The sequence below is a fragment of the Sphingobacterium tenebrionis genome, assembly GCF_037126265.1.
GTDB classification, from domain to species: Bacteria; Bacteroidota; Bacteroidia; order Sphingobacteriales; family Sphingobacteriaceae; genus Sphingobacterium; species Sphingobacterium tenebrionis.
Genome location: NZ_JAYLLN010000017.1, coordinates 14,177 through 37,349, shown reverse-complemented (window position 1 = coordinate 37,349; position 23,173 = coordinate 14,177). Strand labels below are relative to the sequence as shown.

Genomic DNA, 23,173 nt, shown 5'->3' with positions numbered 1-23,173 from the left:
CAAAAAAACAATTAATTTAGCCTTAACAAATTACTTAAATGAACAACCTTTTAAAAAATTACGGAAGTATCATCCTACTTTTGTTAGGGATAAGCATCGGTAGTCTTATTGGGCTATTTGCGCCACAATTGGTTGATATCCTGAAACCTATCGGAGATATCTTTCTGAACTTATTGTTCGTTTCTGTAATCCCCTTATTGTTTTTTGCGATTTCTTCATCAATTGCCAATATTGAAGACAGCAAGAAATTGGGACATACCATCGTCATCATGACCATCGTGTTTGTTTTGACCATCGTTATTGCCGCTGTAGCTACCATTGCTGGTTTATGGGCCTTTCCAGTTACAGCGATCAGAGATGCTTCAGCTGTGTTGGAACCCATTACTGGGAATGCCAATGAAACCTGGGGTGACCGCATCGTACGGTTCTTAACCGTGGATGAATTTGCAAATCTTCTATCCCGTAAAAGTATATTAGCCTTTGTGATCTTCGCCCTACTGGTAGGCGTGGCCACCCGAAAATCGGGAGAAGCAGGAAGGCAGTTCACCGCGTTTCTGAATGCGGGTAATAAAGTCATGGAAAACCTATTGACCTTAATCATGAAAGTTGGGCCCATTGGTTTGGGAGCTTATTTTGCCTACCAGGTCAAAACATTGGGACCGGATCTGTTCGGATTCTATGCCAAACCACTAGGCTTTTATTATGGCTTTGGATTGGTGTTTTTTATCCTGGCCTTTAGTTTTTATGCCTTTGTATCACGTGGAACAAAGGGTGTAGGTTCCTATTGGAAACATAATATCTCGCCATCGTTAACAGCATTGAGTACCTGTAGCAGCTTGGCAACATTGCCTGCCAACCTATTGGCGGCCAATAAAATGGGTATCCCGAAGGAAATCGCCAGTATTGTGGTGCCTATCGGAAATACCTTATATAAAAATGGGTCGGCAATCTCTTCCATTTTGAAGATCTATGTAGCCTTTTCTATTTTAGGATGGAACTTTTTTGAACCTGCGACCTTGATCACCGCTGTGGGAATAACCGTATTGGTATCGATGGTTGCTGGCGGAATTCCGAATGGCGGTTTTATCGGGGAAATGTTGATGATCTCCATCTATGGCATCCCGAATGAGGCTGTTCCAGCAATTTTGATCATCGGTGCCTTGGTGGACCCTTTAGCAACAGTATTGAATGCGACAGGTGATACCGTGGCGGGTATGCTGGTGACCAAGTTTTCGGGGGAAAAATTTGAAGAAGACAGCTTGGAAGCCTAGATTAGAACAATTCTAAATAACTGCAAAAATTTGCTATTTTCATTCCTTAGCTTCCTATTTCGTAAATTTGCAGTTGGATAATAGTTTATTGTAGAAAATGAAGAAAAGTTCAATCATTTTAATTGGAATTATTGCGATCGCGATTGCGATGATTTTGGTCATTTACACCGATTCCAGCACTTATTCTACCTTTAGCGAAGCAAAGGAAAAACAGACAGAATTGTACGTGGTTGGGGTGTTAAATAAAGACAAGGAGTTGATGTACGATCCGGTAAAGGATGCCAATCACTTCTCTTTTTATATGTATGATAACGACAGCACGGAATGCCAGGTGGTATTCAATGGTTCCAAACCGCAGGATATCGAGCGTTCGGAGCAGATCGTATTGACTGGCAAAATGGAAGGTAATACGTTCCATGCGAGTAAAATCTTGATGAAATGTCCTTCGAAATACAATCAAGATCAAATGGAGGTTATCGAAACGACAGCGGAACCTAAAACAGCATTCGTTAACTAAGCGATCCCCAATAACAGCAATCGTAAATAAATCAGTCATAACAACACATGGACGTTAAATTCGTAGGAGAAAATCTGCTACCAGGACAGATCGGGCAATTCTTTGTCATCCTTTCCTTTGGTGCAGCTCTATTTTCCCTTATATCCTATTTCTTTGCCGCTAAAAACCCTGAAGAGACTTCATGGAAAAAATTAGGGCGAATCGGCTTCTGGCTAAATGCCCTTTCCATATTTGTGATTGGAGCAACCCTTTTCTACATCATTTACAATCATTTATTCGAATATCATTACGCCTGGGCACATTCATCCACTACCCTGCCTACCCACTATATCATTTCGGCATTCTGGGAAGGTCAAGAAGGTAGTTTTTGGTTATGGATGTTCTGGCAGGTGATCCTGGGTATCGTTTTGGTCTTTAAATCCAAATCCTGGGAAGCGCCGGTAATGACCTTTGTCATGCTCTGCCAGTTGTTTTTATCCTCCATGCTTATTGGTGTGGAAATATTCGGCAGCAGGATCGGTAGTTCGCCTTTTATTCTGTTGCGCGAAGCCATGACCTGGCCTATTCTGAGCGACCCTAACTACTTGAGCATGATCAAGGATGGTCGCGGACTTAACCCTTTACTACAAAACTATTGGATGGTCATCCACCCGCCTACCCTTTTCTTGGGTTTTGCGTCGATGATCGTTCCTTTTGCCTATGCTGCAGCTGGTTTATGGCAAAAAAGATATAAAGAATGGATCAACCCGGGGTTGCCTTGGGCATTATTTGCCGTGATGATCCTGGGAGCCGGAATCATTATGGGTTCTTTCTGGGCTTATGAAGCCTTGAACTTTGGTGGTTTCTGGGCTTGGGATCCGGTAGAAAACGTTTCTATCATTCCTTGGTTCACGCTGATTGCCGCGGTCCATGTAATGATCGCGTTCAAGAATTCTGGCCATGCTTATTTTACCTCTGCATTTCTATGTCTGATCAGTTTTGTATTGGTAATTTATGCCTCCTATTTGACGAGAAGTGGAATCCTTGGTGAAACCTCGGTACACTCCTTCACCAGTTTAGGGATGTCTGGCCAATTGATCATCTTCAACCTGACTTTCCTGGGCTTAATGATCTTCTTCTTGGTAACCCGCAAAAAAGGAATGCCGAGCACACAGAAAGAGGAAGAAATCTATTCCAGAGAGTTCTGGTTGTTCATCGGTGCCTTGGTGCTTACAGTTGCCTGTGTTCAGATGATCGCCACGACCTCCATTCCGGTATTCAATGCTTTGTTCGGTACCAAAGTAGCGCCTCCAATCGATCCTATCCCGCATTATAACAAATGGCAAGGGGCATTTGCGGTAGTGGTGATGCTTTTGACTGCCTTTACCCAATTCCTGAAATACAAACGTTCGGACTCGAAAAAATTCTGGGCAGCCACCCTGGCTTCCTTTGTTTTCGCGATCCTGATATCTGCGGTGATCATCTATTTTACCCATGTATATACCAATGTGATGTATATCCTGATTACTTTCTCTGCAGTTTTCTGTATCCTGGCAAACCTAAGGATCTTGGGCGATGCCTTTAAAGGAAAATGGAGATTGGCCGGATCTGCGGTATCACACATCGGATTTGGATTGTTATTGATCGGTGCCCTTATTGCGGCAGCGACCAATGAGGTGATCTCGGTGAACCAGGAAAACTACATCGCGGTAGCAGGTTTCGATAAAGTAGAAAAACCAGGCGAAAACCTGTTCCTGACCGAAGGCGAGCCTGTACAGATGGGCGAATACAAAATTACCTACGTGGGAGATTCTGTAGCTGCTCCAAATGTGTTCTACAAGATCAAGTATGAAAAGATCGATGAGGAAACCGGGCAGATGTTGGAATCCTTTATCCTAACACCATTTGCCCAGAACAACCCGCAAATGGGTGGATTGATCGGTACTCCAGGTACCAAACACTTCCTGACCCATGATATCTATACCTTGATCACGGCTGCAGCATCGGATTCGCAGGCGGCTGCCACTCCGAAGCAAGAAGGCGAAGGAACCAATTTAGAAGAATACGATGAACCGGCGACCTATAAGGTGGCGGTTGGAGATACCTTACGTTACAGAAATGGTTACTATGTGATTGAAAGCCTAGACCATAATGCAACGGTAGAGAACATGTCCAAGGGCGAGAATGACCTGATGGTCAAAATGAAGATCAAAGTGGTTTCTGCAGAAGGAAAAGAATATCCGGTAGAACCAGTTTTTGTACTGAAAAACAACAATTACTTCGATTTCCCGAAAACGGTGGAAGAGCAAGGATTAATGTTCCGGTTTACGAAGGTATTGCCGGCTGATAAAAAGTTGGAATTAATGGCCTACCAAAAACCATTGCCTCAGAAAAAATGGGTGGTATTCAAAGCCATCAAATTCCCATATATTAATTTCTTCTGGTGTGGTACCATCGTCATGACCATTGGATTCTGTATGGCGATCTATCGCCGTGTTAAGGACGGAAGAAACAAACAAAACCGCGAGGAACTGGTGTCATGAAAATCGTTCTGATAGGCAGCGGAAATATAGCAACCCATTTGGGGAAAGCCATTGTTGCTACAGGACATCATGAAATCATGCAAGTATACAGTAGAACATTAGCCAATGCTGCCGCATTGGCTAATGTGTTATCTGCCCAGGCAATTTCAGATTTTTCGGAGATTAGTAAAGATGCCGATCTTTATCTGTTGGCCGTTAGTGATTCGGCCATTCCTGAGATCGTTGAGCAGCTTAGCCCGGCATGGAGCGGTGTTTTCGTACATTGTTCGGGTGCTACGGATATGCAGGTCTTGCATACCTTGAAAAGATATGGCGTGATCTATCCGGTGCAGAGTTTTTCAAAAGAAGTAGACCTTGACCTTTCTGCTGTACCCTTCGGAATAGAAGGATCAACAGCCGAAATACAGCAGCAATTAATGGATTTTGTTACAGAAATATCTGCTGAGGTATTTCCTTGCAGCAGCGAACAGCGCTTGGCAATCCACGTTTCGGCGGTCTTTGCGAACAACTTTTCCAATGCCTTATTTCAGGTGGCCTATGAGCTTTTAGCAAGCCATCAATTACCTTTCGATCTGATTCGTCCCATCATATCAGAAACCGCTACGAAGGTCCAAAATCACCTTCCTGAGCAGGTTCAGACGGGCCCTGCCATTCGAAATGACAAAACTACGATGCAGAAGCATTTGCAGTTTATCAGTAGCAATCCTGATTGGCAACTTATTTACCAAAAAATATCCGACCTTATTACAAAAACAAGAGCGAAGGACGGAGAAAATTAATAATTCACTAAATCTTCTCGGACGGGATTAATTCTTTTTTTATCAGCAAGTAAATCCTAATTTTGCATCTTAATTAAAGAATTAAAATAAGCAAAATTATAAGCATCATGCCTGTAAGAAATCTCATTCTCGGTATCATGATCGTCATCAATTTGATTATCATCTCTTTTGGTCTAATCTTTACACCAAGATGGTTCTGGTTGTTACTGATCCCAATGCCTTTATTGATCGTCGCGGTATATCACAGCTTTCAAACAAGCCACGCGATTTTGCGCAATTACCCGTTGGTTGGTTATTTCCGTTATTTCTTGGAGTCTATCCGTCCGGAATTACGTCAGTATTTCTGGGAATCGGATACCGATGGTCGTCCATTCAACAGACGCCAAAGAAGTATCGTTTACCAACGTGCGAAGAACCAACGTGAAACCGTTGCTTTCGGTATGCAGACCGACCCACAAACCATCGGAAACGAATGGGCAGCGCACAGTATCTTCCCGGTACATATCGATGACCATAACCTTCGTACCATGGTGGGGAACAGTGCCTGTAAACAACCATATAGTTTAAGTGTATTCAACATCTCAGCGATGAGTTACGGTGCGTTGAGCCGCACGGCCATCACCGCTTTAAATAAGGGTGCTGCCCTACAGAATTTTGCCCATAATACCGGCGAAGGGGGTATCAGCCAATACCACATCAGTGGTGGGGATCTAATCTGGCAAGTAGGTACAGGTTATTTCGGATGTAGGGATGAAAATGGTTATTTTGAACCAAACCTATTCCGCGAAAAATCTACCCGTCCATATGTGAAGATGATCGAATTGAAGCTTTCTCAAGGTGCAAAACCTGGTCATGGAGGTATTCTTCCTGCGGCTAAGAACACCCCAGAGGTTGCTGCTATTCGTCACGTAGTACCTGGAACGGATGTAATGTCGCCTCCTGCGCACTCCGCATTCAATTCTGCCGTAGGCATGATGAACTTCATCCAACAATTACGTGATCTATCGGATGGTAAACCGGTTGGTTTCAAACTATGTATCGGAGATAAACAGGAGTTTATTGATATCTGTCAGGCGATGCAAGAAACGCAGATCATGCCAGACTTTATCTCGGTGGATGGCTCGGAGGGTGGTACCGGTGCGGCACCATTGGAGTTTACCGATAACTTAGGTATGCCATTGTATGATGCATTAGCCTTTGTAACCACGACCTTGATCAACTTTGGATTGAAGAAACACATCAAGATCATTGTATCCAGCCGTATCGTTACGGGGTTTGATATCCTGAAAGTTATTGCTTTGGGTGCTGATGCTTGTTACTCAGCGCGTGGAATGATGTTCGCATTGGGATGTATCCAAGCCCTGAAATGTAATGAGGACGTTTGTCCGGTTGGGGTGGCAACACAACAGCCTCACCTTTACAAAGGATTGAACGTGGATGATAAATATGTACGTGTTGCCCAATTCCATAGAAACACCCTACGCGCAACTGTAGAGATCATGGAAGCATGTGGTTTCAAAACATTGGAGGATGTTTCTGCAGAGAAGTTCTTCCGTAAAGTGGATAACCAGACGACTTTGAGTTTCCAGGATATTTACTTTAAATCTACCGGAAAATTAGTGAATAGCCGTAGCGACTTCGCTCCGGAAGTATTCGACTAACATCATATTGCTGATTACTTCAGATTGTTAAAAACTATCTCTAAGAGTTCTTGAGCCTGTTGCATCGATTTCTTATCGACACCAGACATCGCCTCAGAGATAGTTTTTTCTGCTTGTAGCATACACTTATCTTTGATCTTATGGCCCAATGCAGTTAAATAAATCTGGTTGGTCCGCTTATCTCCACTGCTGTTCACCCTTACCAGGATCTTCTGTTTTTCAAGATTAGAGATCAACCTGGATACGGAAGGTTTATCCCTAAAGGTAAGACGCGCAATTTCCTGTTGGCTCAATCCCTCTGCATCCCATAGAAAATAGAGGATACTCCATTGTTCTGCAGTAATGTTTAATCCGCTCTCCTTGAAGTTACGTTGTAATCTTCGGCCAATTGCTGTTGATACTCTACCCGTTAGAAAGGAATAGAATTCATCAGCATACAGTGTATTGCTAATCATTGTGAAAAAAGGTTAATAAGGTAACAAGTTAACATTGCAATAATAAAATAAAAATAGGTAAAAGCAAATTTTTTTATGGACAACAATGGATTAGCATTCAAAAATGAGTATATTTAGCCTATGGAGAATCCTTTTGGTATAGTTCTATTGGTGGTTGCCGGTATCATTTATAAGATTTATCAGTCTTATAAAGAGGAACAAGCAAAAGCAAAAAAACGTTTGGAAGAGTTAAAGCGCAAGCATCAGACTGTAACAGATTATCCTGAATTCGAACAAAAAAAGCAGCCAGAACGACGTCCAGCGCCGGTTATCAGAGAGGAAAGAAGACCTGCACCAGTTATTAGGGAAGAAAGTAAGCCTGAACCAGCATCAGAACTTCCTGATGAAGTAAAAAGGCTGCAAACCCAAAACCAACAGCGCAGGAATGAAAACCTAAAAGGTAAGTTGAAAAGATTAGAACCTGTTCAGGTAGAGGAATTGGACAAAAACGAACACTTCGATCTTAGACAGGCTGTTATTCAACAAGCTATCCTAAACCGTCCCTACCAGGATTAAACTATAATAATTTAAATTCATCTTGATCGTCCAAGAATGGAAAGCTATTTCGGTTTTCTTCGAGATCCTTTGGATTTAATGTAAAGGTATAGAGGTCTTCATCCTCTGGCTTGTAATAAACGACATCCCCATTTGGAGAAATACACATAGATCCGCCGGAGTAATAGACTTCCTTCCCATCATGTCCTACCCTATTCACACCGATCACAAAGGCCTGATTCTCGATAGCACGCGCAGGAATCAATGCTCTCCAATGTGCAGAACGTTTGTCTGGCCAGCTGGCTGTGTAAACCAATAGATCATAAGAAGCGCCTTGATTTCTCGACCAGGTTGGGAATCGCAGGTCGTAACAGATCATCGGACAGATTTTCCAACCCTTCAATTGGAAGATAATTCGAGAATCACCAGCCGTAAAGACTTTATCTTCATTGGCCATGCTGAATAGATGCCTTTTATCGTAATGTACAAAACTGCCATCCGGCGACATCCATACAAAGCGGTTATAATATTTTCCACCTTCTTCAATAATCAATGAACCAGCCACTACACACTGGAACTTCTGAGAGGTCTCAAAAAGCCAATGCATGGTTTTTCCGGACATCGTTTCTGCGCATTTCTCCACATTGGTGGTGAAACCCGTATTGAACATCTCCGGAAGTATGATCAAATCTGTCTTTTCGCGCAACGCAGACAACCTTAAGCCAAGATTCTGCAGGTTCTTATCCACGTTCTCCCAAAAAAGATAGGCTTGAAATATGGTTATTTTTAAAGGCTCCATTTATATACAATCCACTTATATTACCAAAATATAAAAAACTACACAAAAAACATAATTTACTTCGCTCTATGCATGAGAATATCCGCCAGAACAAACATCTCCTGCTTGCTTTCCGGATCAATGTCTAATGATTCGAGTTGAGCATAAGCTAAATGCATATAACGCTGTTTTACCTCTTCTGCGTATTGATCAATGTTATATTTTGCATATAAGTTTTTCATCCGCCCCACCTTCTCTTCCTTCGTGATTTCTTGGGCAGAAACTAAATCATTGAATTCCAATAAATCAGCCCCTTCCGATAGCTGTTGCGTACGAATATGAAGGATTGTTTTTTTATCGCTTAAAATATCTCCCCCAACCTGTTTTCCAAAGCTGGATGGATCTCCATAGACATCCAAATAGTCATCCTGTAATTGAAAAGCAATGCCCAGGTTTACCCCAAAGTCATAGATTTTTTGCTGTTGTTCCTTGGATGCTGAAGCCAGGATTGCCCCCATCTGCAAAGCGCCTCCCAGTAGCACAGAGGTTTTCAGCTTGATCATTTGTATGTATTCCTCTTCCCTAACGGAAGTTCTTTTCTCAAAATCCATGTCCATCTGTTGGCCTTCGCAGACCTCCAACGCCACTTTGTTGAATACCTCCAACAAAGCTGGGATCTTGTCCGCAGGGGATTTTCCCAATTCCTGATAGGCTTTGACCAACAAGGCATCACCAGATAGAATAGCCACATTATCGTTCCATTTTTGATGAACCGTATCCTTACCCCTTCTCAATGGCGCCTTGTCCATGATATCATCGTGGATCAAGGAGAAATTATGGAAATATTCAATGGCTGCCGATGCTGGCAAGGCAAGCGTTAAATCCTTGAATCCGAACATATTGGACGACATCAATACCAACATCGGACGAATTCGTTTTCCGGCTAGGGAAAGGATATATCGGATGGGGTCGTAGAGGTCTGCTGGATCTGCCGGAAATTCGGCGCGTTGAATATAACTGGAGATGAGTTTGCTGTAGGGATTCTGTTCAAACATACTTATTAAAAAATTGTTACAAAGATAAGCATTTAACATGAATAGCATGGAATAGCCTATTTGAATATTCAGCTTAGTCTATGTAAATTGCGTAAATTATATCCACAGGATGCGAATCTTAATTATTCATAACGAATATCAACATATAGGTGGCGAGGATTTCGTTGTAAAGCAGGAAATAGAAGCATTGCTCCAAAAGCATGAGGTTGAACTTTTTACAGTGAAAAATGTAAAGGGTTTGGCAGGTTATCTGCAGTACCTGAGCTATCCATTAAATTGGAAAGAAGCTAATCGCTTGGAAACACGCATCAAACATTTCAGACCAGATATCATTCATATTCATAATATGCACTATGCCTTGGGGCCATTGTTCATATTGCATATCAAAAAATTAGGAATCCCGATGGTCATGACCCTGCATAACTTTAGGTTGTTATGTCCATCAGCTACGCTTTTCCATGATGGAAACCTCTTTTTGGATTCCATTACCCAGAAATTCCCTTGGCAAGCTGTTCGGAAAAAAGCCTTGGAGAACTCCTATATCAAAACCTTTTGGACGGCGTTTACCTATTGGATTCATCGAAAACGAGGAACTTTCAAAAAAATAGATCGTTTTATCGCCTTATCGGAATTCGCTAAAAATCTATTTCATCGATCGACCTTTGAGGTTCCCATCAAGAATTTCGTGGTGAAACCAAATTTTGTAAAGGAAGTCGCTCCTACCGAGATTATCCAAAGTCAGGCTTTTGTTTATGTAGGAAGATTATCCGAAGAAAAAGGGATCTTACCCTTATTACATGCCTGGACCGCATCCAACCATGAATTAAAGATCTTTGGGACGGGCCCCTTACAGGAAGAGGTAGAAAAAATAGCGAATAGCCATCCGAATATCCATTATTTTGGATTTCAGGATAAGCAGATGATCAGTAACCATATGGCTGGCGCATCAGCGGTAATCGTACCGTCGGTGTGTTATGAATCCATGCCTTTGGCAGTCCTGGAAGCTTATGCCCTTGGCGTGCCTGTTCTGGCCAGCAATATTGGCATATTAAATGAAATGGTTGTACCTTTGTATACAGGAATGTTATTCGATCCGCATAATCACCCTCAGATCATCCAGACCTTAGCAGAGTGGCAAGCTATTCCGGTTGATAAAAAGGAGATCATGAAGATGAACTGCAGGGATACCTTCCTGAAACATTATGAACAGACGCTGGTGATGAACCAATTGGAGCATATATACCAAGAGGTAATTAAAGAGCAGCGCACGAAAATTTAAAGAAATCAACATGAATATCATCGTAATGGATAGATTGGGGCTTGCCCCACAGATAGAAGAGGCATTGGCAACAGTATACGACCCGGAATTGAAACCGGCAAATATCCTGGACTTGGGATTGGTATACGAGATTATTACGAAGGAGAATAAGCAGGCTAAAATTGTTATGACGCTTACAGCTCCCGGATGCCCTGTAGCGGGGGAATTGATGAATGAGGTTCAACAAAAGGTGGCAGCGATCGAAGGAATTGAAGAAGCTATCGTAGAACTTACTTTTGATCCACCTTGGACCAAGGATATGATGAGCGAAGAGGCTAAATTAGAACTGGGGTTCTTATAATTCGCCAACTATAATTAAGGCGCAGGAATTATTATTGCGCTGAAAAATATTGACGAAGTGCTTGTATCTGTTTCAGATTAAGCACTTTTTTTAGTTCCTCATCCGTCGCTTCCTTTATTTTCTTTACAGAACGGAAGCTGGTCAACAATTTCTGAACCGTCACTTTTCCTATACCGGGAATATTGTCCAATTCCGAAACAAAGGTCTTCCGACTTCGTTGGTTTCTATGAAAGGTAATACCGAAACGATGCGCCTCATCCCGTAGGTGCTGAATGATCTTCAGGGTTTCGGACTTTTTATCCAAATAAAGGGGATATTGATCGCCCGGATAATACAATTCTTCCAATCGTTTGGCAATCCCGATCACAGTCACTTTCTTCTCGATCCCAAGAAGCTTTAAACTCTTCAATGCGGCGCCCAATTGCCCCTTGCCACCATCAATAATGATCAATTGAGGTAAGCTCTGGTCTTCATCCAATAACCTCCTGTAGCGACGGAAAACAGCCTCCTCCATCGTTGCAAAGTCATTCGGACCTTCCACCGTTTTCACGTTGAAATGACGATAATCTTTTTTGGAAGGTTTCGCATCCTTGAACACCACAATAGCAGAAACAGGATAGTTTCCTTGTATGTTCGAGTTATCAAAACATTCGATATGCCGCGGGAGAACCGGCAAGCGAAGGTCCTTCTGCATTTGGGTCAATACCCTTTCAACTTTTACCTCAGGATTGAGTTTTTCGTATTGAAGTAATCTTTCTTTCTTGAAATAGGCTACGTTTTTAAGGGACAGATCCAATAATTTCCGTTTCTCGCCCAATTTTGGAACCACAAACTTGATCTGTTCATTGCCTTCGATATCCAATTCAAATGGCACAATGATCTCTCGGGAGAGACTACTATACCTGGACCTGATCTCCGGAATGGCAATCGCCAATAATTCCGCATCGGTCTCATCGAGTCTCTTTTTCAGCTCCACGGTTTGGGTCTGAATGATTACCCCATTAACCACCCTAAGGAAGTTGACAAAAGCATAATTACTTTCTGATGCGATGCTGAACACATCCACATTGCTGATGGAAGAATTGACAACGGTCGATTTGCTTTGGTAATTATCGAGCTTATCGAGTTTGATCTTCAGTTTATGCGCCCTTTCGAAATCCATGCCCTGCACTGCCTCCTGCATCTGCTCTTTAAGACGGTTGGTCACCATACTGATCTTCCCGTTCAGGATATCCTTGATATCAGAAAGGTTCTGATCATAGTCTTCTTCGGATTGATAGCCTTCGCATGGTCCCTTACAATTTCCGATCTGGTATTCCAAACAGACCTTGAACTTGCCTTTGGCAATGTTCTCTTCGGTCAGGCTGAGGTTACAGGTGCGAAGGGGAAAGAGCTCCCGGATCATATCCAATACGATGTGCATCATGCCCACAGAGGCATAAGGCCCAAAATACCTGGAACCATCCTTGATGTATCTACGGGTCCAGAAAACACGGGGAAATCGTTCGTTCTTGATGACAATCCAAGGATAAGTCTTATCATCCTTCAGCATGACATTGTAGCGTGGCTGATGCTTTTTGATGAGGTTATTTTCCAATAACCAGGCATCGATCTCCGTATCTACAATGGTAAAGGCGATCCGATTGATTTTTCGGACAAGAACTTTGGTTTTGCTATTGAGTTGTTGGGTGTTGACAAAATAAGAACTGACCCTATTCCTAAGGTCCTTGGCCTTACCAACATAAATCAGGGTGTCTTCCTTATCAAAATACTGGTAGACACCTGGTTTATGGGGGATTTTTCCTAATTCTTTCTTATAATCAAACTCCATTAAGGATATGCCTAAAATCCTAACCGATCGTCATCCATCAGTTCTGTACTGCCGTTCGATTGGTTTGGATCACGTCCATAATATTGGGAAAAGTTAGAACAATTCATTTCAAATCTGGTGATTCCACCTGCTGGAGGCGGGAAATCCTCCTGGGTGTAGTTTAGCCCTTTATCGGCATAAACTTTCCGCATGTACAAGCCGAATACCGGCATCGCTGCTGCCGCACCCTGGCCATATTGCATACTGCTGAAACTGATACCACGATCCTCAGCACCTGTCCAAACACCGGTCACCAATTCTGGCGTGATACCGATGAACCAAGCATCCGAGTTATCGTTCGTTGTACCCGTTTTACCACCAATTGGATTCTTCAATCCACCGAAGTTTGGATCCCAACGTAATCGACTACCTGTACCACCATCCACTACACCTTTCAGCATATCCACCATGGCGTAAGCCGTTTCACTGTTCAATGCTTTGGATACTTTAGGTGCCTTTTCATAGATCGGAGCACCATTTTTATCCTCAATTCGTAAGATCATTGTTGGTTCTACCCAAGTACCTTGATTTACGAAAGCAGAATAGGCTCCTACCATGTCAAATAAGGATGCATCATAAGATCCCAATGCAATGGAAAGGTTATTCGGAATATTGGAGTTCACACCCATTCTTTTTGTCAGATCGGCTACAGATGATGCTCCCACTTCGGAGATCAAATAAGCAGACGCATAGTTCTGGGAATATTTGATCGCATTTTTTAAGGTTATAGGATCACCTCCCTGTACGGTTCCCTTTGGTGTCCAATCGCCATAAGTTCTCATGTGGTTCGGAATGGAAACACATGGGCCATAACCATTATCGATGGCGTAAGCATAGACAAATGGTTTTGCCGTAGATCCTACCTGACGGGTACCAAGGCGTACCTGATCGTATTTGAAATGTTCAAAATTGATACCTCCAACCCAAGCTTTGATGTAGCCGGTATGAGGCTCCATGGACATCATCGCATTCCGCAAGAACAATTTTGTGTACTTGATGGAGTCCATCGGCGTCATCATGGTATCAATATTTCCCCTCCAGGTAAAGAGGTTCATCTTTACTTTCTTGTCAAATTCCTTACGGATATCCTTTTCCGACAACCCTTCTGATTTCAAGGTATGCCATCTATCCGACCGCTTCATTCCGGTAACCAAAAGGTTGGCATTCTTTCCGGTGAAGGCATTACGACGGCGCCATTGCTTATCAAATTCATTCTGCAGCTTCTTCATCCACTCTTTCTGCGCCTCTTCCGCATATTGCTGCATTTTATAGTTGATCGGTGTATAGATTTTCAATCCATCGCGATCCAGGTCATATGGTGTTCCATCAGGTTTGGTAATCGCCAAACGTTGGAATTCTTTTTTGATCTCTTCCTTCAATACCGCACGGAAATATGGAGCCAATCCATCACCATAATTGGCTTTGGTCAACTTGATACCCAAAGGCTTTTCCTTGCTCTTCTCGAACTCCTCACTGCTGATGAAATTCTGATCGCGCATATTCTGTAAAACCAGATTACGACGTGCTAAAGCCTTTTCTGGATTCGATACTGGCGAATACATGGAAGTACCCTTTAACATCTGCACCAAGACCGCAGCTTGATCTGCCGTTAATTTATCTGGAGTCGTATTGAAATAGGTTCTTGCTCCCGATTTGATACCATAGGTATTGTAAGCTCCGAAATCTACTGTATTGAAATACATCATGATGATCTCTTCCTTGGTATAGTTACGTTCCAAGCGTACAGCGGTAATCCATTCCTGCAACTTCTGCATAATACGTTTGATCGGATTGCGTGCTCTGGATTCTCCGAATAGGTTCAGCGCCAACTGTTGGGTAATGGTACTACCCCCTTGCTTGTTTCCGCCAAGGGTTAAAAGTACCGTTGAAAAAGTTCTGGAATAGTCAATACCTGAGTGTTCGTAGAAACGTTTATCTTCAGTGGAAACCAAAGCCTCCACGAGGAAGGGTGATAATTCACTGTATTTGACGTTAGACCGGTTATGGACATAATAGGTTCCCAAAACGCGGTTATCATCAGTAATAATTTCGGAAGCAAGGTTACTTTTGGGATTTTCAAGATCCTTGAATGTTGGCAATTTACCAAACAAACCGACCCTTACACTCACTAAAAACAACGCTACAAAAGCGATCATTCCCAACAGAAATTTCCAATAATTCCGTGTATATCTTTTTACATCCTCTTCGGTAAGTTTGCTACTTTGTGATTCTCTCTTCATTTGTTATAGTAATGAATAATCAATTACCCACTTAAACTGGATAACCATGAAATGCATAATATCAGTAAGTGTGCCAATTGTTTGTTGAACGCTACAAAAATACCATAATTTTCTTTTACCTTAGTATATATGCCCAACAATAAATCACAAGCTGGCTTACTATTCATTTTCATCACCGTAGTTTTAGATTCGATAGGATTGGGTATCATCATTCCAGTGATGCCAGCATTGATCAAAGAATTGATACATGGCGACTTAAGCCAGGCATCTTCGTATGGGGGTTGGCTGACTTTCTGTTATGCCTTCATGCAATTTTTCTTTGCGGCCATCCTTGGAAATTTGAGTGATCATTTTGGCCGAAGACCAGTCCTGCTTTGCTCCTTGTTCGGTTTCGCTGTGAACTACCTATTGATCGGCTGGGCTCCTAGTATTTTCTGGTTATTTGTTGGACGAATTGTAGCTGGTATTACCGGCGCTAGCCATACGGTGGCTGCAGCATACATAGCTGATGTGAGCACGAAGAAGAACAAAGCCCAGAATTTCGGCCTATTGGGTGCCGCTTTTGGATTAGGATTTATCATTGGGCCTGTCCTGGGCGGTATCCTGGGGCATTATGGACCTCGCGTACCTTTCTTTGCCGCTGCTGGTCTATCCTTCCTGAATTTTGTATACGGGTATTTTGTAGTGCCAGAATCCTTAAATAAAGAAAACCGACGGAACTTCAGATGGATCAATGCCAATCCAATCGGGAGTTTCCGGCATATCGGAAAATATCCCCAGATCCAGACCTTGGTTATCTGCATCTTTCTGATCAACGTAGCGGCGCATGCCGTACAGAGTACCTGGTCTTATTTTACGATGGAGAAATTCCAATGGAACGAACGTATGGTAGGCTATTCTTTGGGTTTTATTGGGGTGTTGCTTACGATCGTGCAAGCAGGATTGATCCGGATCATTATCCCCAAATTAGGGATTGCCAAGAGCATCATCATCGGCTTGCTCCTGAATGCAGGATCATTGATCGCGATGGGTTTAGCCCCTACCTCCGCTTGGCTGTATGTGGCCAGTTTCTTTTATGTATTTGCAGGAATTGCCGGACCGGCCATACAGAGTTCCATCTCTAACCAGACACCGGCCAATGAGCAAGGCCAGATTCAAGGTGGATTGACCTGTGTGATCAGCCTAACGGCCATAATTGGCCCTATCCTGATGACCAGCCTCTTCTCCTTTTTTACAAAAAAGAACGCCTCGGTGTATCTCCCAGGCGCTCCATTTTATCTTGGTGGATTATTGGCATTGTTTGCCGTCATCCTTGTTATCAATTATTTTTCCAAAAGGCAGACCGCATAAGCCACCACGCCCTCTTCACGGCCAATAAATCCCATCTTCTCATTGGTGGTAGCCTTAATAGAGATATCCTCTACTGTAATGCCCGCAGCTTCCGCAATGTTCTTTTTCATTTCTGGAATATAAGGCTTGATCTTCGGTGCCTCTAAACATAACATCGCATCAATATTTCCCAAAGAATATCCTTTATCCTTGATCAATTGAATACAATGGCGTAAAAGGTCCAAACTATTCGCACCTTTCCATTTATCATCGGTATTCGGGAAATGATAGCCAATATCCTCTAGATTTGCAGCACCCAAAATAGCGTCGCAGATCGCATGAGCCAACACATCCGCATCCGAATGCCCAAATGCCCCAGCATGATGATCCAACGTCACTCCTCCTACCACAAATGGATGTCCTTCTTTCATTTGGTGTACATCAAACCCAAAACCTACGCGTATCATGGTTTAGTATTTAGTATTTAGTAGTTAGTATTAAGACTCTGTATAGTTTGTTTGCATTATGACTTTTTATAGTTTGAATATGCCACATTAAAGATAAAAAGAGATTTTTTATCTCGAGAAATGGATACCGCATTAAAAAAGTATTTAATAAATAGACCTATACTTGCTTTTGACAGCCCGCATAGGTCTAAATACTAAATACTCAATACTTTATACTCTACTAAGCTGAGACTTCTTCGTTTACAAACTCGTCATATAATTCGCCGAATGCTTCGTAATCTTCATCAGAAGTCGGTTCGAATGTACGAATATTATGTTCTTGGATGTACGCGGTAATTTCAGGGTTGATGTCAGCATCGCATTTGATAGCGACATCCGTGAAAGAAAGTGCGCCTTTGCAGATATCCACGTAAGATCCGGATGCGTAATCCTTCACTTGATCAGCGGCGATATCTGATTGGCTAGCCATTTCAGCATACTTCGTTCCAAGGCTTGCGTTCTCAAAATCCTCTTTGTAAAGGGAATAGAAAACCTTAGCATCCTTGAATGTAGGATCGTTTTGGTATACAGTTTTTAGGTAAGCCGGTACCATCGCGGTAAACCATCCGTGGCAATGTACCACATCCGGTGACCAACCTAATTTCTTGACAGTTTCCAAAGCTCCTTTACAGAAGAACAAGGAACGTTCGTTATTGTCATCAAAGAATTTCCCTTGCTCATCACGAAAAACCTTCTTCCGCTGAAAATACTCCTCATTATCTAAGAAGTAAACCTGCATTCTTGCTGCCGGCAAGGATGCTACCTTAATAATTAGCGGATTATCATTATTGTCCACCACAATGTTCATTCCCGACAACCTTATCACTTCATGAAGACGATTTCTGCGCTCATTAATGTTACCAAAACGAGGCATTAGAATCCGAATTTCGAATCCTTTTTCCTGCATTGCATGTGGTAACTGGCGTGTTATTTCAGAAATTTTACTTAATTCAAGGAAAGGCGACATTTCATGGGTAATAAACAAGATTTTCGTTTTTGCCATCTCCAACTGTTTTTTTATTTATTGAATAGTAAAATCGGTCTACAAAGATACACATAATTTATCAATTTTACAATTGATTAAAAATCATCGTTTTATAATTTAAAGATTATTCCTCATTTTTGCACCTAATTTTAAATTTCCGCCGTGAAAATATTTCGTACAAAGGGGGAGTTGCAAGCTGCTTTGCAAGATATCCGCCAAGAAGAAAAAACAATAACATTGGTACCCACCATGGGCGCCTTGCATGAGGGTCATTTATCCCTCATCGAATACGCAAAACCAAGGACAGATATCATCGTTTGTAGCATTTTTGTGAATCCAACCCAATTCAATGACCCAAAGGATCTGGAAAATTATCCTCGCCCTATTGAAAAGGACATCGCTTTATTGGAGTCGGTAGATTGTGATATCCTCTTCCTTCCATCGGTGGAAGAGATGTATCCTGAAAACGATCCGGAGTGGCATATTGATCTTGGCAATCTGGATAAGATCTGGGAAGGGGAGCATAGGCCTGGGCATTTCCAAGGTGTTACACAAATAGTCTACAAGTTGTTTTCTTTGGTAGAACCTGACCAGGCTTGTTTTGGGCAAAAAGACTTCCAGCAGGTGATGGTGATCCAGCGGATGATCGATATTAAGGAGCTGCCTATCCATTTGTTGATCTGCCCTACGGTGCGTAGTGAAGAAGGATTGGCATTAAGCTCTAGAAATGCAAGATTGTCGGAACAAGGGAAAGCGGATGCATTGACTTTGTCTAAGGTATTGCGATTTATCAAGACGAATATCAAGAAGCGATCAGTAGCGGAATTATTGGTAGATAGCAAGGTGATGATTGCGGAGAACCCGGCTGTTACGTTGGAGTATTTGGCGATCTGTGAATCCAGTAGCTTGGAACCGGTATCGGAAATTGAAGCCGGAAAAGAGTATGTTGCCTTGATTACGGCCTGGGTGGAAAATGTGCGTTTGATTGATAATATTATTTTAGCGTAGAATATTTGTTTATTAGCACTTGATTAATTTACAAAGCTATTACACGGGAAAACCCTAACTTTGCATTATGTTTATTGAAGTAATGAAATCGAAAATTCACCGCGCTCGTGTTACACAAGCGGAGTTGAATTATGTTGGAAGCATCACCATTGATGAAGATTTGATTGATGCGGCAGACTTGATCGTTGGAGAAAAAGTACAAATTGTAAATAATAATAACGGCGCCAGATTGGAAACCTATGTCATTCCTGGCGAACGTGGATCCGGAATTCTTTGTTTGAATGGCGCTGCAGCTCGTTTGGTGCAGGTTGGTGATATTGTGATCGTGATTTCTTATGCGACTATTGATCGCGAAGAAGCCAAAACTTTTAAACCAACTGTTATTTTCCCGGATGAGAATAATAAGTTGGTGTAAGGGTTAGGAGTCATTGACAATATTACGTCATTGACAACATCGCGTCATGACAACAACGCGTCATTGCGAGGAGGCACGACGAAGCAATCTTTCTTTAAGTGTCATCCTTTCTTTAAGTGTCATCCTGAGCGAAGTCGAAGGATCTGTTCGGGTACCATACGTAGATGCTTCGACTTCGCTCAGCATGACATGCGGGAAGATTGCTTCGTTCCTCGCAATGACGTAAAAAACCTCCCAATGACGTAAAACACCTCGCAATGACGTAAAACACCTCGCAATGATGCAAAAATCTCCCAATCACGGAAAAAATTCCCTAAATTTATCCCAGATTTCACATCTGCATGCATAAAATACATCCATACCGCCTAATAATCGCCCATTTCCTCTTCTTCTGGATCTGCGGCATCATCATCAGCGGAATTGTCTTTATGCACAAAGAGGTCACCTCCACCGGAGAGATTGTCACCCACATCCACCCTTACGATCTTGGCGAAAAAAAACATCACCAACACCACTCCGATGATGAAATCAAATACCTGGACATTGTTTTCCAGGGCAGTTACCTAAACTGGGAGTCGCAAACTTACACCGCTCCTATCCAACAAGTCCTTACAGAAATCCATTTCGCGGAGAAAACCTTCGCGGAAATCAAACAATACATCTCTTTCAACACCGGAAGAGACCCTCCTACCCATTTAGCATAATCTTATTCCAACCATGAAATCAAATTTTCATGGTCCTTATTGTATTTGTATGTCGCCTGCTTAATCCCAGGCCATACCTTATTGATCATTGCTAAATTTTACTATGAAATCTATTTTTTTCAGGTTAAGCCTGATAATAGCCCTATGTTATTTGGGCCAAACAAACCTATACGCACAAATTCGTGGAACCATCAGTAATCCAAAAGATGAACCCATTGCCAATGCTACCGTACAGGTAGATGGATCCAACCAAGGAACATCCACCGATAGCTTAGGACAGTTCATCCTGGAAGAAGGTAAAACGCCCATAAAAAGCATCAGTATCCGCGCAATCGGTTTTCAAACCATCAAAAAACAACTGACCGCAGCCGATAGGAACAATCCCTTGAACATCACCCTGCAGGAAGACAACCTCAACCTGAGTGAGGTCGTAGTAAGTGCCTCCCGATACGGCATGGAGCGCAAGAAAGCACCGGTGATTGTCAATGTGCTGAGCCCCAAATTATTCAATGCCACCCAGTCGGTCGCGATGTCCGAAACGCTGAACTACCAACCCGGAGTTCGCGTGGAGAACAACTGCCAGAACTGTGGATTTACACAAGTTCGATTGAACGGCATGGAAGGCGCCTACTCCCAGATCCTGATCAATAGCCGCGCCGTTTTCAGTGCCCTGAACAGTGTCTATGGCCTGGATCAGATCCCTACCAGCATGATCGACCGCATCGAGGTAGTCCGTTCAGGAGGTTCTGCCCTATTTGGCGCGAATGCCATTGCCGGAACCATTAACATCATCACCAAAGACCCGGTTGAAAACGATTGGCAACTGAAAACCACCAATTCCCTGATCGGGGGAAAAGCCTGGGACCATAGCTTGGATTTCAACAGCTCCTACGTAGATAATGACCTGCAAACAGGCGTCACCTTCTATGGGATGCATAGAAACCGGGAAGCCTATGATGCCAATAACGATGGTTTCTCCGAAATGACCAAATTGAAGAACCTCACCTTCGGCTCCAAGGCTTTTTACAAACCCTCCGATTTCGACCGGATCACCTTGGACCTCAGTGTGCTCAATGAGTTCAGACGTGGTGGCGACCGATTGGATCTCGCGCCCCATTTTACGGATGTAACCGAACAATTGCGCACAAATTCCTTTATCGGCGGATTGACCTATGACCATTATTCCAAAGATTACAAACATAAAATCTCCCTATATTCTTCTGCGCAATTCACCAACCGGGAAAGCTTTTACGGTGGTTTAGGTGGCGGCAGAACCAAACAGGATAGCCTTTTGGCCTCCAATTCCTATGGAGATACGGATGATTTTGCCATGGTAGCCGGCTCGCAGTATACCTATACATTCGAAAAGGATGTTTTGACTGCCGGTGTCGAATTCAATAGCAACCGCACCAAAGATAATATTCCCGGTTACCAACGTCTGATCGATCAGAAGACCCATGGCCTAGGTAGCTATGTGCAGTACGAATGGAACATCTTGGATAATCTGAAATCCCTATTGGGCGCCCGGTACGATTATACCTATGTAGATGGAAACTATGAATTGGCAGGTCATCAACGAAACTCCTCCGAAAGCTTTGGCACTTTCAGCCCAAGGGTGACCTTATTGTATGACATTACCGATTACCTGCAATTCCGAGGAGGTTTTGCCCGCGGATTCCGTGCTCCACAAGCTTTCAATGAAGATATGCATGTCACCTCGGTAGGCGGACAACAGGTATTCGTGCTGATCGGTGAGAACTTGGAAACCGAATATTCCAACGCATATACCGGATCGTTGAATTTCACGAAGAACTTCGGAACTACCCAGACCAGCCTCTTGGTAGAAGGATTCCTCACCCAATTGAACAATCCATTCACCACCATCATGACCTCTGAAGAGGAGAACCTGATCATCGAAGAGATGCGAAATGGAACAGGAGCGCGTGTCTATGGATCCAACCTAGAGCTGAATATTGCCCCTTCTTCGAGGTACAGCTTTCAGGCGGGAGGAACGATTCAACGTTCAGAATTTAAGGAAGCACAGCTTTTGTTCGAGGGACCAACTGCCAATGAAAATGTAAGCAGTAAGCGGTTCGTCCGCACACCCAATATCTATGGTTACCTAAATGCCAACTGGAAACCATTAGAAGCATTGAGTTTAGACCTCACTTCCGTATATACCGGAAAAATGATCGTTCCGCACCTGGTTGAGCCCGAAAAGATGCTGTTGAAGGAGGCGAATGATTTTTATGAGATCAATACCCGGATTGGCTATACATTTTCCGTGAAGAAAGAATTCAGTATCGAACTTTTTGGTGGGGTCCAGAATATTTTCAACGCTTTCCAAAAGGATTTTGATACCGGCGCACTCCGTGACTCCCAATATATCTATGGACCATCCCGTCCAAGGACATTTACATTTGGAATAAAATTAGGACATTTTCACTAATGAAACTGTTACAAATAGGCATATTATTCATCGGCTTGATTTCTTGGGAAATTAAGGCGCAGCCTTTGACCAAAGAAGCCATCAACTGGATTCCTTTCGAGCAGCTCAGCGATTCGCTCGAAAGGAACCCTAAACCGGTATTTTTATTTTTCCATACGGAATGGTGCAGCTATTGCAAAAAAATGCAAAGAGAAACGTTTAAGGATCCGAAAGTGATTCAAAAGCTCAATGAACACTATTATGCAGTAGAAATGGATGCCGAATCTCTGGACAGTATTTACTTCGATGGGGTACTTTATACAAACCCCCAAACCGTAAAAAAAACAGGTCAATACCATCAGTTGTTTCGTTTATTGATGCAGGATTCGAAAAAGCCAACATTCCCAACCAGTCTCTTTTTAGACCGTGATTTCAAGGTGACCCAAAGAAAATTTAACTATATAAGTATAAAGCAAATGTTAAATATTTTATAATTT

At 42.7% G+C, this 23,173-nt stretch carries 21 protein-coding genes; 14 read left to right on the top strand and 7 right to left on the bottom strand.

Annotation, left to right across the window (positions count from 1 at the left end; all coding sequences use genetic code 11):
- Nucleotides 1-38 precede the first annotated feature (38 nt).
- The 5 genes from VJ786_RS08495 to VJ786_RS08475 all read left to right on the top strand — a co-directional run bounded on the left by VJ786_RS08495 (nucleotide 39) and on the right by VJ786_RS08475 (nucleotide 6,750).
- Complete coding sequence (locus tag VJ786_RS08495) at nucleotides 39-1,271, top strand: dicarboxylate/amino acid:cation symporter (protein ID WP_099365840.1); 1,233 nt, start codon at nucleotides 39-41, stop codon at nucleotides 1,269-1,271.
- Nucleotides 1,272-1,368: 97 nt separating this feature from the next.
- Nucleotides 1,369-1,788 (top strand): cytochrome c maturation protein CcmE domain-containing protein, encoded by a 420-nt coding sequence (locus VJ786_RS08490; protein ID WP_099365841.1) that lies wholly within the window; start codon nucleotides 1,369-1,371, stop codon nucleotides 1,786-1,788.
- A 47-nt stretch (nucleotides 1,789-1,835) separates the two neighbouring features.
- Nucleotides 1,836-4,310 (top strand): heme lyase CcmF/NrfE family subunit, encoded by a 2,475-nt coding sequence (locus tag VJ786_RS08485; protein WP_099365842.1) that lies wholly within the window; start codon nucleotides 1,836-1,838, stop codon nucleotides 4,308-4,310.
- Entirely contained in the window at nucleotides 4,307-5,089 is a 783-nt protein-coding gene (locus tag VJ786_RS08480; protein ID WP_099365843.1) for a Rossmann-like and DUF2520 domain-containing protein, read from the top strand. Before VJ786_RS08485 ends, VJ786_RS08480 begins: the two co-directional genes overlap by 4 nt.
- Before the next feature lie 107 nt (nucleotides 5,090-5,196).
- Nucleotides 5,197-6,750: an FMN-binding glutamate synthase family protein gene (locus VJ786_RS08475; RefSeq protein WP_099365844.1), complete on the top strand. Its 1,554-nt coding sequence runs from the start codon at nucleotides 5,197-5,199 to the stop codon at nucleotides 6,748-6,750.
- A 14-nt stretch (nucleotides 6,751-6,764) separates the two neighbouring features.
- Here VJ786_RS08475 and VJ786_RS08470 read toward each other — a convergent pair whose 3' ends face one another.
- Nucleotides 6,765-7,205, bottom strand: coding sequence for a MarR family winged helix-turn-helix transcriptional regulator (locus VJ786_RS08470; RefSeq protein WP_099365845.1), 441 nt, complete (start codon nucleotides 7,203-7,205; stop codon nucleotides 6,765-6,767).
- 120 nt (nucleotides 7,206-7,325) lie between these two features.
- On the opposite strand from VJ786_RS08470, the gene VJ786_RS08465 reads away from it, so the two are divergent.
- Nucleotides 7,326-7,760, top strand: a complete 435-nt coding sequence (locus VJ786_RS08465; RefSeq protein WP_099365846.1) for a hypothetical protein — start codon at nucleotides 7,326-7,328, stop codon at nucleotides 7,758-7,760.
- Between the two features lies 1 nt (nucleotide 7,761).
- On the opposite strand, the gene VJ786_RS08460 is transcribed toward VJ786_RS08465, so the two are convergent.
- Both VJ786_RS08460 and VJ786_RS08455 read right to left on the bottom strand, forming a co-directional pair.
- Entirely contained in the window at nucleotides 7,762-8,538 is a 777-nt protein-coding gene (locus tag VJ786_RS08460; RefSeq protein WP_099365847.1) for an amidohydrolase, read from the bottom strand.
- Nucleotides 8,539-8,594: 56 nt separating this feature from the next.
- On the bottom strand, nucleotides 8,595-9,572 hold the full coding sequence (locus tag VJ786_RS08455; RefSeq protein WP_099365848.1) for a polyprenyl synthetase family protein: 978 nt from the start codon (nucleotides 9,570-9,572) through the stop codon (nucleotides 8,595-8,597).
- Between the two features lie 109 nt (nucleotides 9,573-9,681).
- Between VJ786_RS08455 and VJ786_RS08450 the strand changes: the two genes are divergently transcribed.
- Both VJ786_RS08450 and VJ786_RS08445 read left to right on the top strand, forming a co-directional pair.
- Nucleotides 9,682-10,851: a glycosyltransferase family 4 protein gene (locus VJ786_RS08450; protein ID WP_099365849.1), complete on the top strand. Its 1,170-nt coding sequence runs from the start codon at nucleotides 9,682-9,684 to the stop codon at nucleotides 10,849-10,851.
- Between the two features lie 10 nt (nucleotides 10,852-10,861).
- Nucleotides 10,862-11,191: an iron-sulfur cluster assembly protein gene (locus tag VJ786_RS08445; RefSeq protein ID WP_099365850.1), complete on the top strand. Its 330-nt coding sequence runs from the start codon at nucleotides 10,862-10,864 to the stop codon at nucleotides 11,189-11,191.
- 31 nt (nucleotides 11,192-11,222) lie between these two features.
- On the opposite strand, the gene uvrC is transcribed toward VJ786_RS08445, so the two are convergent.
- Both uvrC and VJ786_RS08435 read right to left on the bottom strand, forming a co-directional pair.
- On the bottom strand, nucleotides 11,223-13,022 hold the full coding sequence (gene uvrC, locus VJ786_RS08440) for an excinuclease ABC subunit UvrC (RefSeq protein ID WP_099365851.1): 1,800 nt from the start codon (nucleotides 13,020-13,022) through the stop codon (nucleotides 11,223-11,225).
- A gap of 11 nt (nucleotides 13,023-13,033) precedes the next feature.
- A complete protein-coding gene (locus tag VJ786_RS08435) occupies nucleotides 13,034-15,301 on the bottom strand; it encodes a transglycosylase domain-containing protein (protein ID WP_336557621.1) in 2,268 nt (755 codons plus the stop codon).
- 129 nt (nucleotides 15,302-15,430) lie between these two features.
- Here VJ786_RS08435 and VJ786_RS08430 point away from each other — a divergent pair, with 129 nt between their 5' ends.
- On the top strand, nucleotides 15,431-16,651 hold the full coding sequence (locus VJ786_RS08430; protein ID WP_099365853.1) for a TCR/Tet family MFS transporter: 1,221 nt from the start codon (nucleotides 15,431-15,433) through the stop codon (nucleotides 16,649-16,651).
- On the opposite strand, the gene ispF is transcribed toward VJ786_RS08430, so the two are convergent.
- Both ispF and VJ786_RS08420 read right to left on the bottom strand, forming a co-directional pair.
- Nucleotides 16,624-17,097: a 2-C-methyl-D-erythritol 2,4-cyclodiphosphate synthase gene (gene ispF, locus VJ786_RS08425; RefSeq protein WP_099365854.1), complete on the bottom strand. Its 474-nt coding sequence runs from the start codon at nucleotides 17,095-17,097 to the stop codon at nucleotides 16,624-16,626. The two genes, VJ786_RS08430 and ispF, sit on opposite strands and share 28 nt — an antisense overlap.
- Before the next feature lie 220 nt (nucleotides 17,098-17,317).
- Entirely contained in the window at nucleotides 17,318-18,139 is an 822-nt protein-coding gene (locus VJ786_RS08420) for a glycogen/starch synthase (RefSeq protein ID WP_099365855.1), read from the bottom strand.
- 144 nt (nucleotides 18,140-18,283) lie between these two features.
- Between VJ786_RS08420 and panC the strand changes: the two genes are divergently transcribed.
- The 5 genes from panC (at nucleotide 18,284) to VJ786_RS08395 (ending at nucleotide 23,170) form a co-directional block, all read left to right on the top strand.
- Nucleotides 18,284-19,129 (top strand): pantoate--beta-alanine ligase, encoded by an 846-nt coding sequence (panC, locus tag VJ786_RS08415; RefSeq protein WP_336557620.1) that lies wholly within the window; start codon nucleotides 18,284-18,286, stop codon nucleotides 19,127-19,129.
- A gap of 67 nt (nucleotides 19,130-19,196) precedes the next feature.
- The gene (gene panD / locus VJ786_RS08410) at nucleotides 19,197-19,544 is read left to right on the top strand and encodes an aspartate 1-decarboxylase (protein WP_099365857.1); all 348 of its coding nucleotides are present in this window, start codon (nucleotides 19,197-19,199) and stop codon (nucleotides 19,542-19,544) included.
- A 341-nt stretch (nucleotides 19,545-19,885) separates the two neighbouring features.
- Nucleotides 19,886-20,248, top strand: coding sequence for a DUF8478 family putative metalloprotein (locus VJ786_RS08405; RefSeq protein ID WP_099365858.1), 363 nt, complete (start codon nucleotides 19,886-19,888; stop codon nucleotides 20,246-20,248).
- Between the two features lie 103 nt (nucleotides 20,249-20,351).
- On the top strand, nucleotides 20,352-22,697 hold the full coding sequence (locus VJ786_RS08400; RefSeq protein ID WP_099365859.1) for a TonB-dependent receptor: 2,346 nt from the start codon (nucleotides 20,352-20,354) through the stop codon (nucleotides 22,695-22,697).
- Nucleotides 22,697-23,170, top strand: coding sequence for a thioredoxin family protein (locus VJ786_RS08395; protein ID WP_099365860.1), 474 nt, complete (start codon nucleotides 22,697-22,699; stop codon nucleotides 23,168-23,170). Before VJ786_RS08400 ends, VJ786_RS08395 begins: the two co-directional genes overlap by 1 nt.
- Nucleotides 23,171-23,173: the final 3 nt, after the last annotated feature.

What these genes read in the sequence shown, in the direction of transcription:
- VJ786_RS08495 (WP_099365840.1), top strand. Translation starts at nt 39, where the DNA reads ATGAACAACCTTTTAAAAAATTACGGAAGTATCATCCTACTTTTGTTA.
- VJ786_RS08490 (WP_099365841.1), top strand. Translation starts at nt 1,369, where the DNA reads ATGAAGAAAAGTTCAATCATTTTAATTGGAATTATTGCGATCGCGATT.
- VJ786_RS08485 (WP_099365842.1), top strand. Translation starts at nt 1,836, where the DNA reads ATGGACGTTAAATTCGTAGGAGAAAATCTGCTACCAGGACAGATCGGG.
- VJ786_RS08480 (WP_099365843.1), top strand. Translation starts at nt 4,307, where the DNA reads ATGAAAATCGTTCTGATAGGCAGCGGAAATATAGCAACCCATTTGGGG.
- VJ786_RS08475 (WP_099365844.1), top strand. Translation starts at nt 5,197, where the DNA reads ATGCCTGTAAGAAATCTCATTCTCGGTATCATGATCGTCATCAATTTG.
- VJ786_RS08470 (WP_099365845.1), bottom strand. Translation starts at nt 7,205, where the DNA reads ATGATTAGCAATACACTGTATGCTGATGAATTCTATTCCTTTCTAACG.
- VJ786_RS08465 (WP_099365846.1), top strand. Translation starts at nt 7,326, where the DNA reads ATGGAGAATCCTTTTGGTATAGTTCTATTGGTGGTTGCCGGTATCATT.
- VJ786_RS08460 (WP_099365847.1), bottom strand. Translation starts at nt 8,538, where the DNA reads ATGGAGCCTTTAAAAATAACCATATTTCAAGCCTATCTTTTTTGGGAG.
- VJ786_RS08455 (WP_099365848.1), bottom strand. Translation starts at nt 9,572, where the DNA reads ATGTTTGAACAGAATCCCTACAGCAAACTCATCTCCAGTTATATTCAA.
- VJ786_RS08450 (WP_099365849.1), top strand. Translation starts at nt 9,682, where the DNA reads ATGCGAATCTTAATTATTCATAACGAATATCAACATATAGGTGGCGAG.
- VJ786_RS08445 (WP_099365850.1), top strand. Translation starts at nt 10,862, where the DNA reads ATGAATATCATCGTAATGGATAGATTGGGGCTTGCCCCACAGATAGAA.
- uvrC (WP_099365851.1), bottom strand. Translation starts at nt 13,022, where the DNA reads ATGGAGTTTGATTATAAGAAAGAATTAGGAAAAATCCCCCATAAACCA.
- VJ786_RS08435 (WP_336557621.1), bottom strand. Translation starts at nt 15,301, where the DNA reads ATGAAGAGAGAATCACAAAGTAGCAAACTTACCGAAGAGGATGTAAAA.
- VJ786_RS08430 (WP_099365853.1), top strand. Translation starts at nt 15,431, where the DNA reads ATGCCCAACAATAAATCACAAGCTGGCTTACTATTCATTTTCATCACC.
- ispF (WP_099365854.1), bottom strand. Translation starts at nt 17,097, where the DNA reads ATGATACGCGTAGGTTTTGGGTTTGATGTACACCAAATGAAAGAAGGA.
- VJ786_RS08420 (WP_099365855.1), bottom strand. Translation starts at nt 18,139, where the DNA reads ATGGCAAAAACGAAAATCTTGTTTATTACCCATGAAATGTCGCCTTTC.
- panD (WP_099365857.1), top strand. Translation starts at nt 19,197, where the DNA reads ATGTTTATTGAAGTAATGAAATCGAAAATTCACCGCGCTCGTGTTACA.
- VJ786_RS08405 (WP_099365858.1), top strand. Translation starts at nt 19,886, where the DNA reads ATGCATAAAATACATCCATACCGCCTAATAATCGCCCATTTCCTCTTC.
- VJ786_RS08400 (WP_099365859.1), top strand. Translation starts at nt 20,352, where the DNA reads ATGAAATCTATTTTTTTCAGGTTAAGCCTGATAATAGCCCTATGTTAT.
- VJ786_RS08395 (WP_099365860.1), top strand. Translation starts at nt 22,697, where the DNA reads ATGAAACTGTTACAAATAGGCATATTATTCATCGGCTTGATTTCTTGG.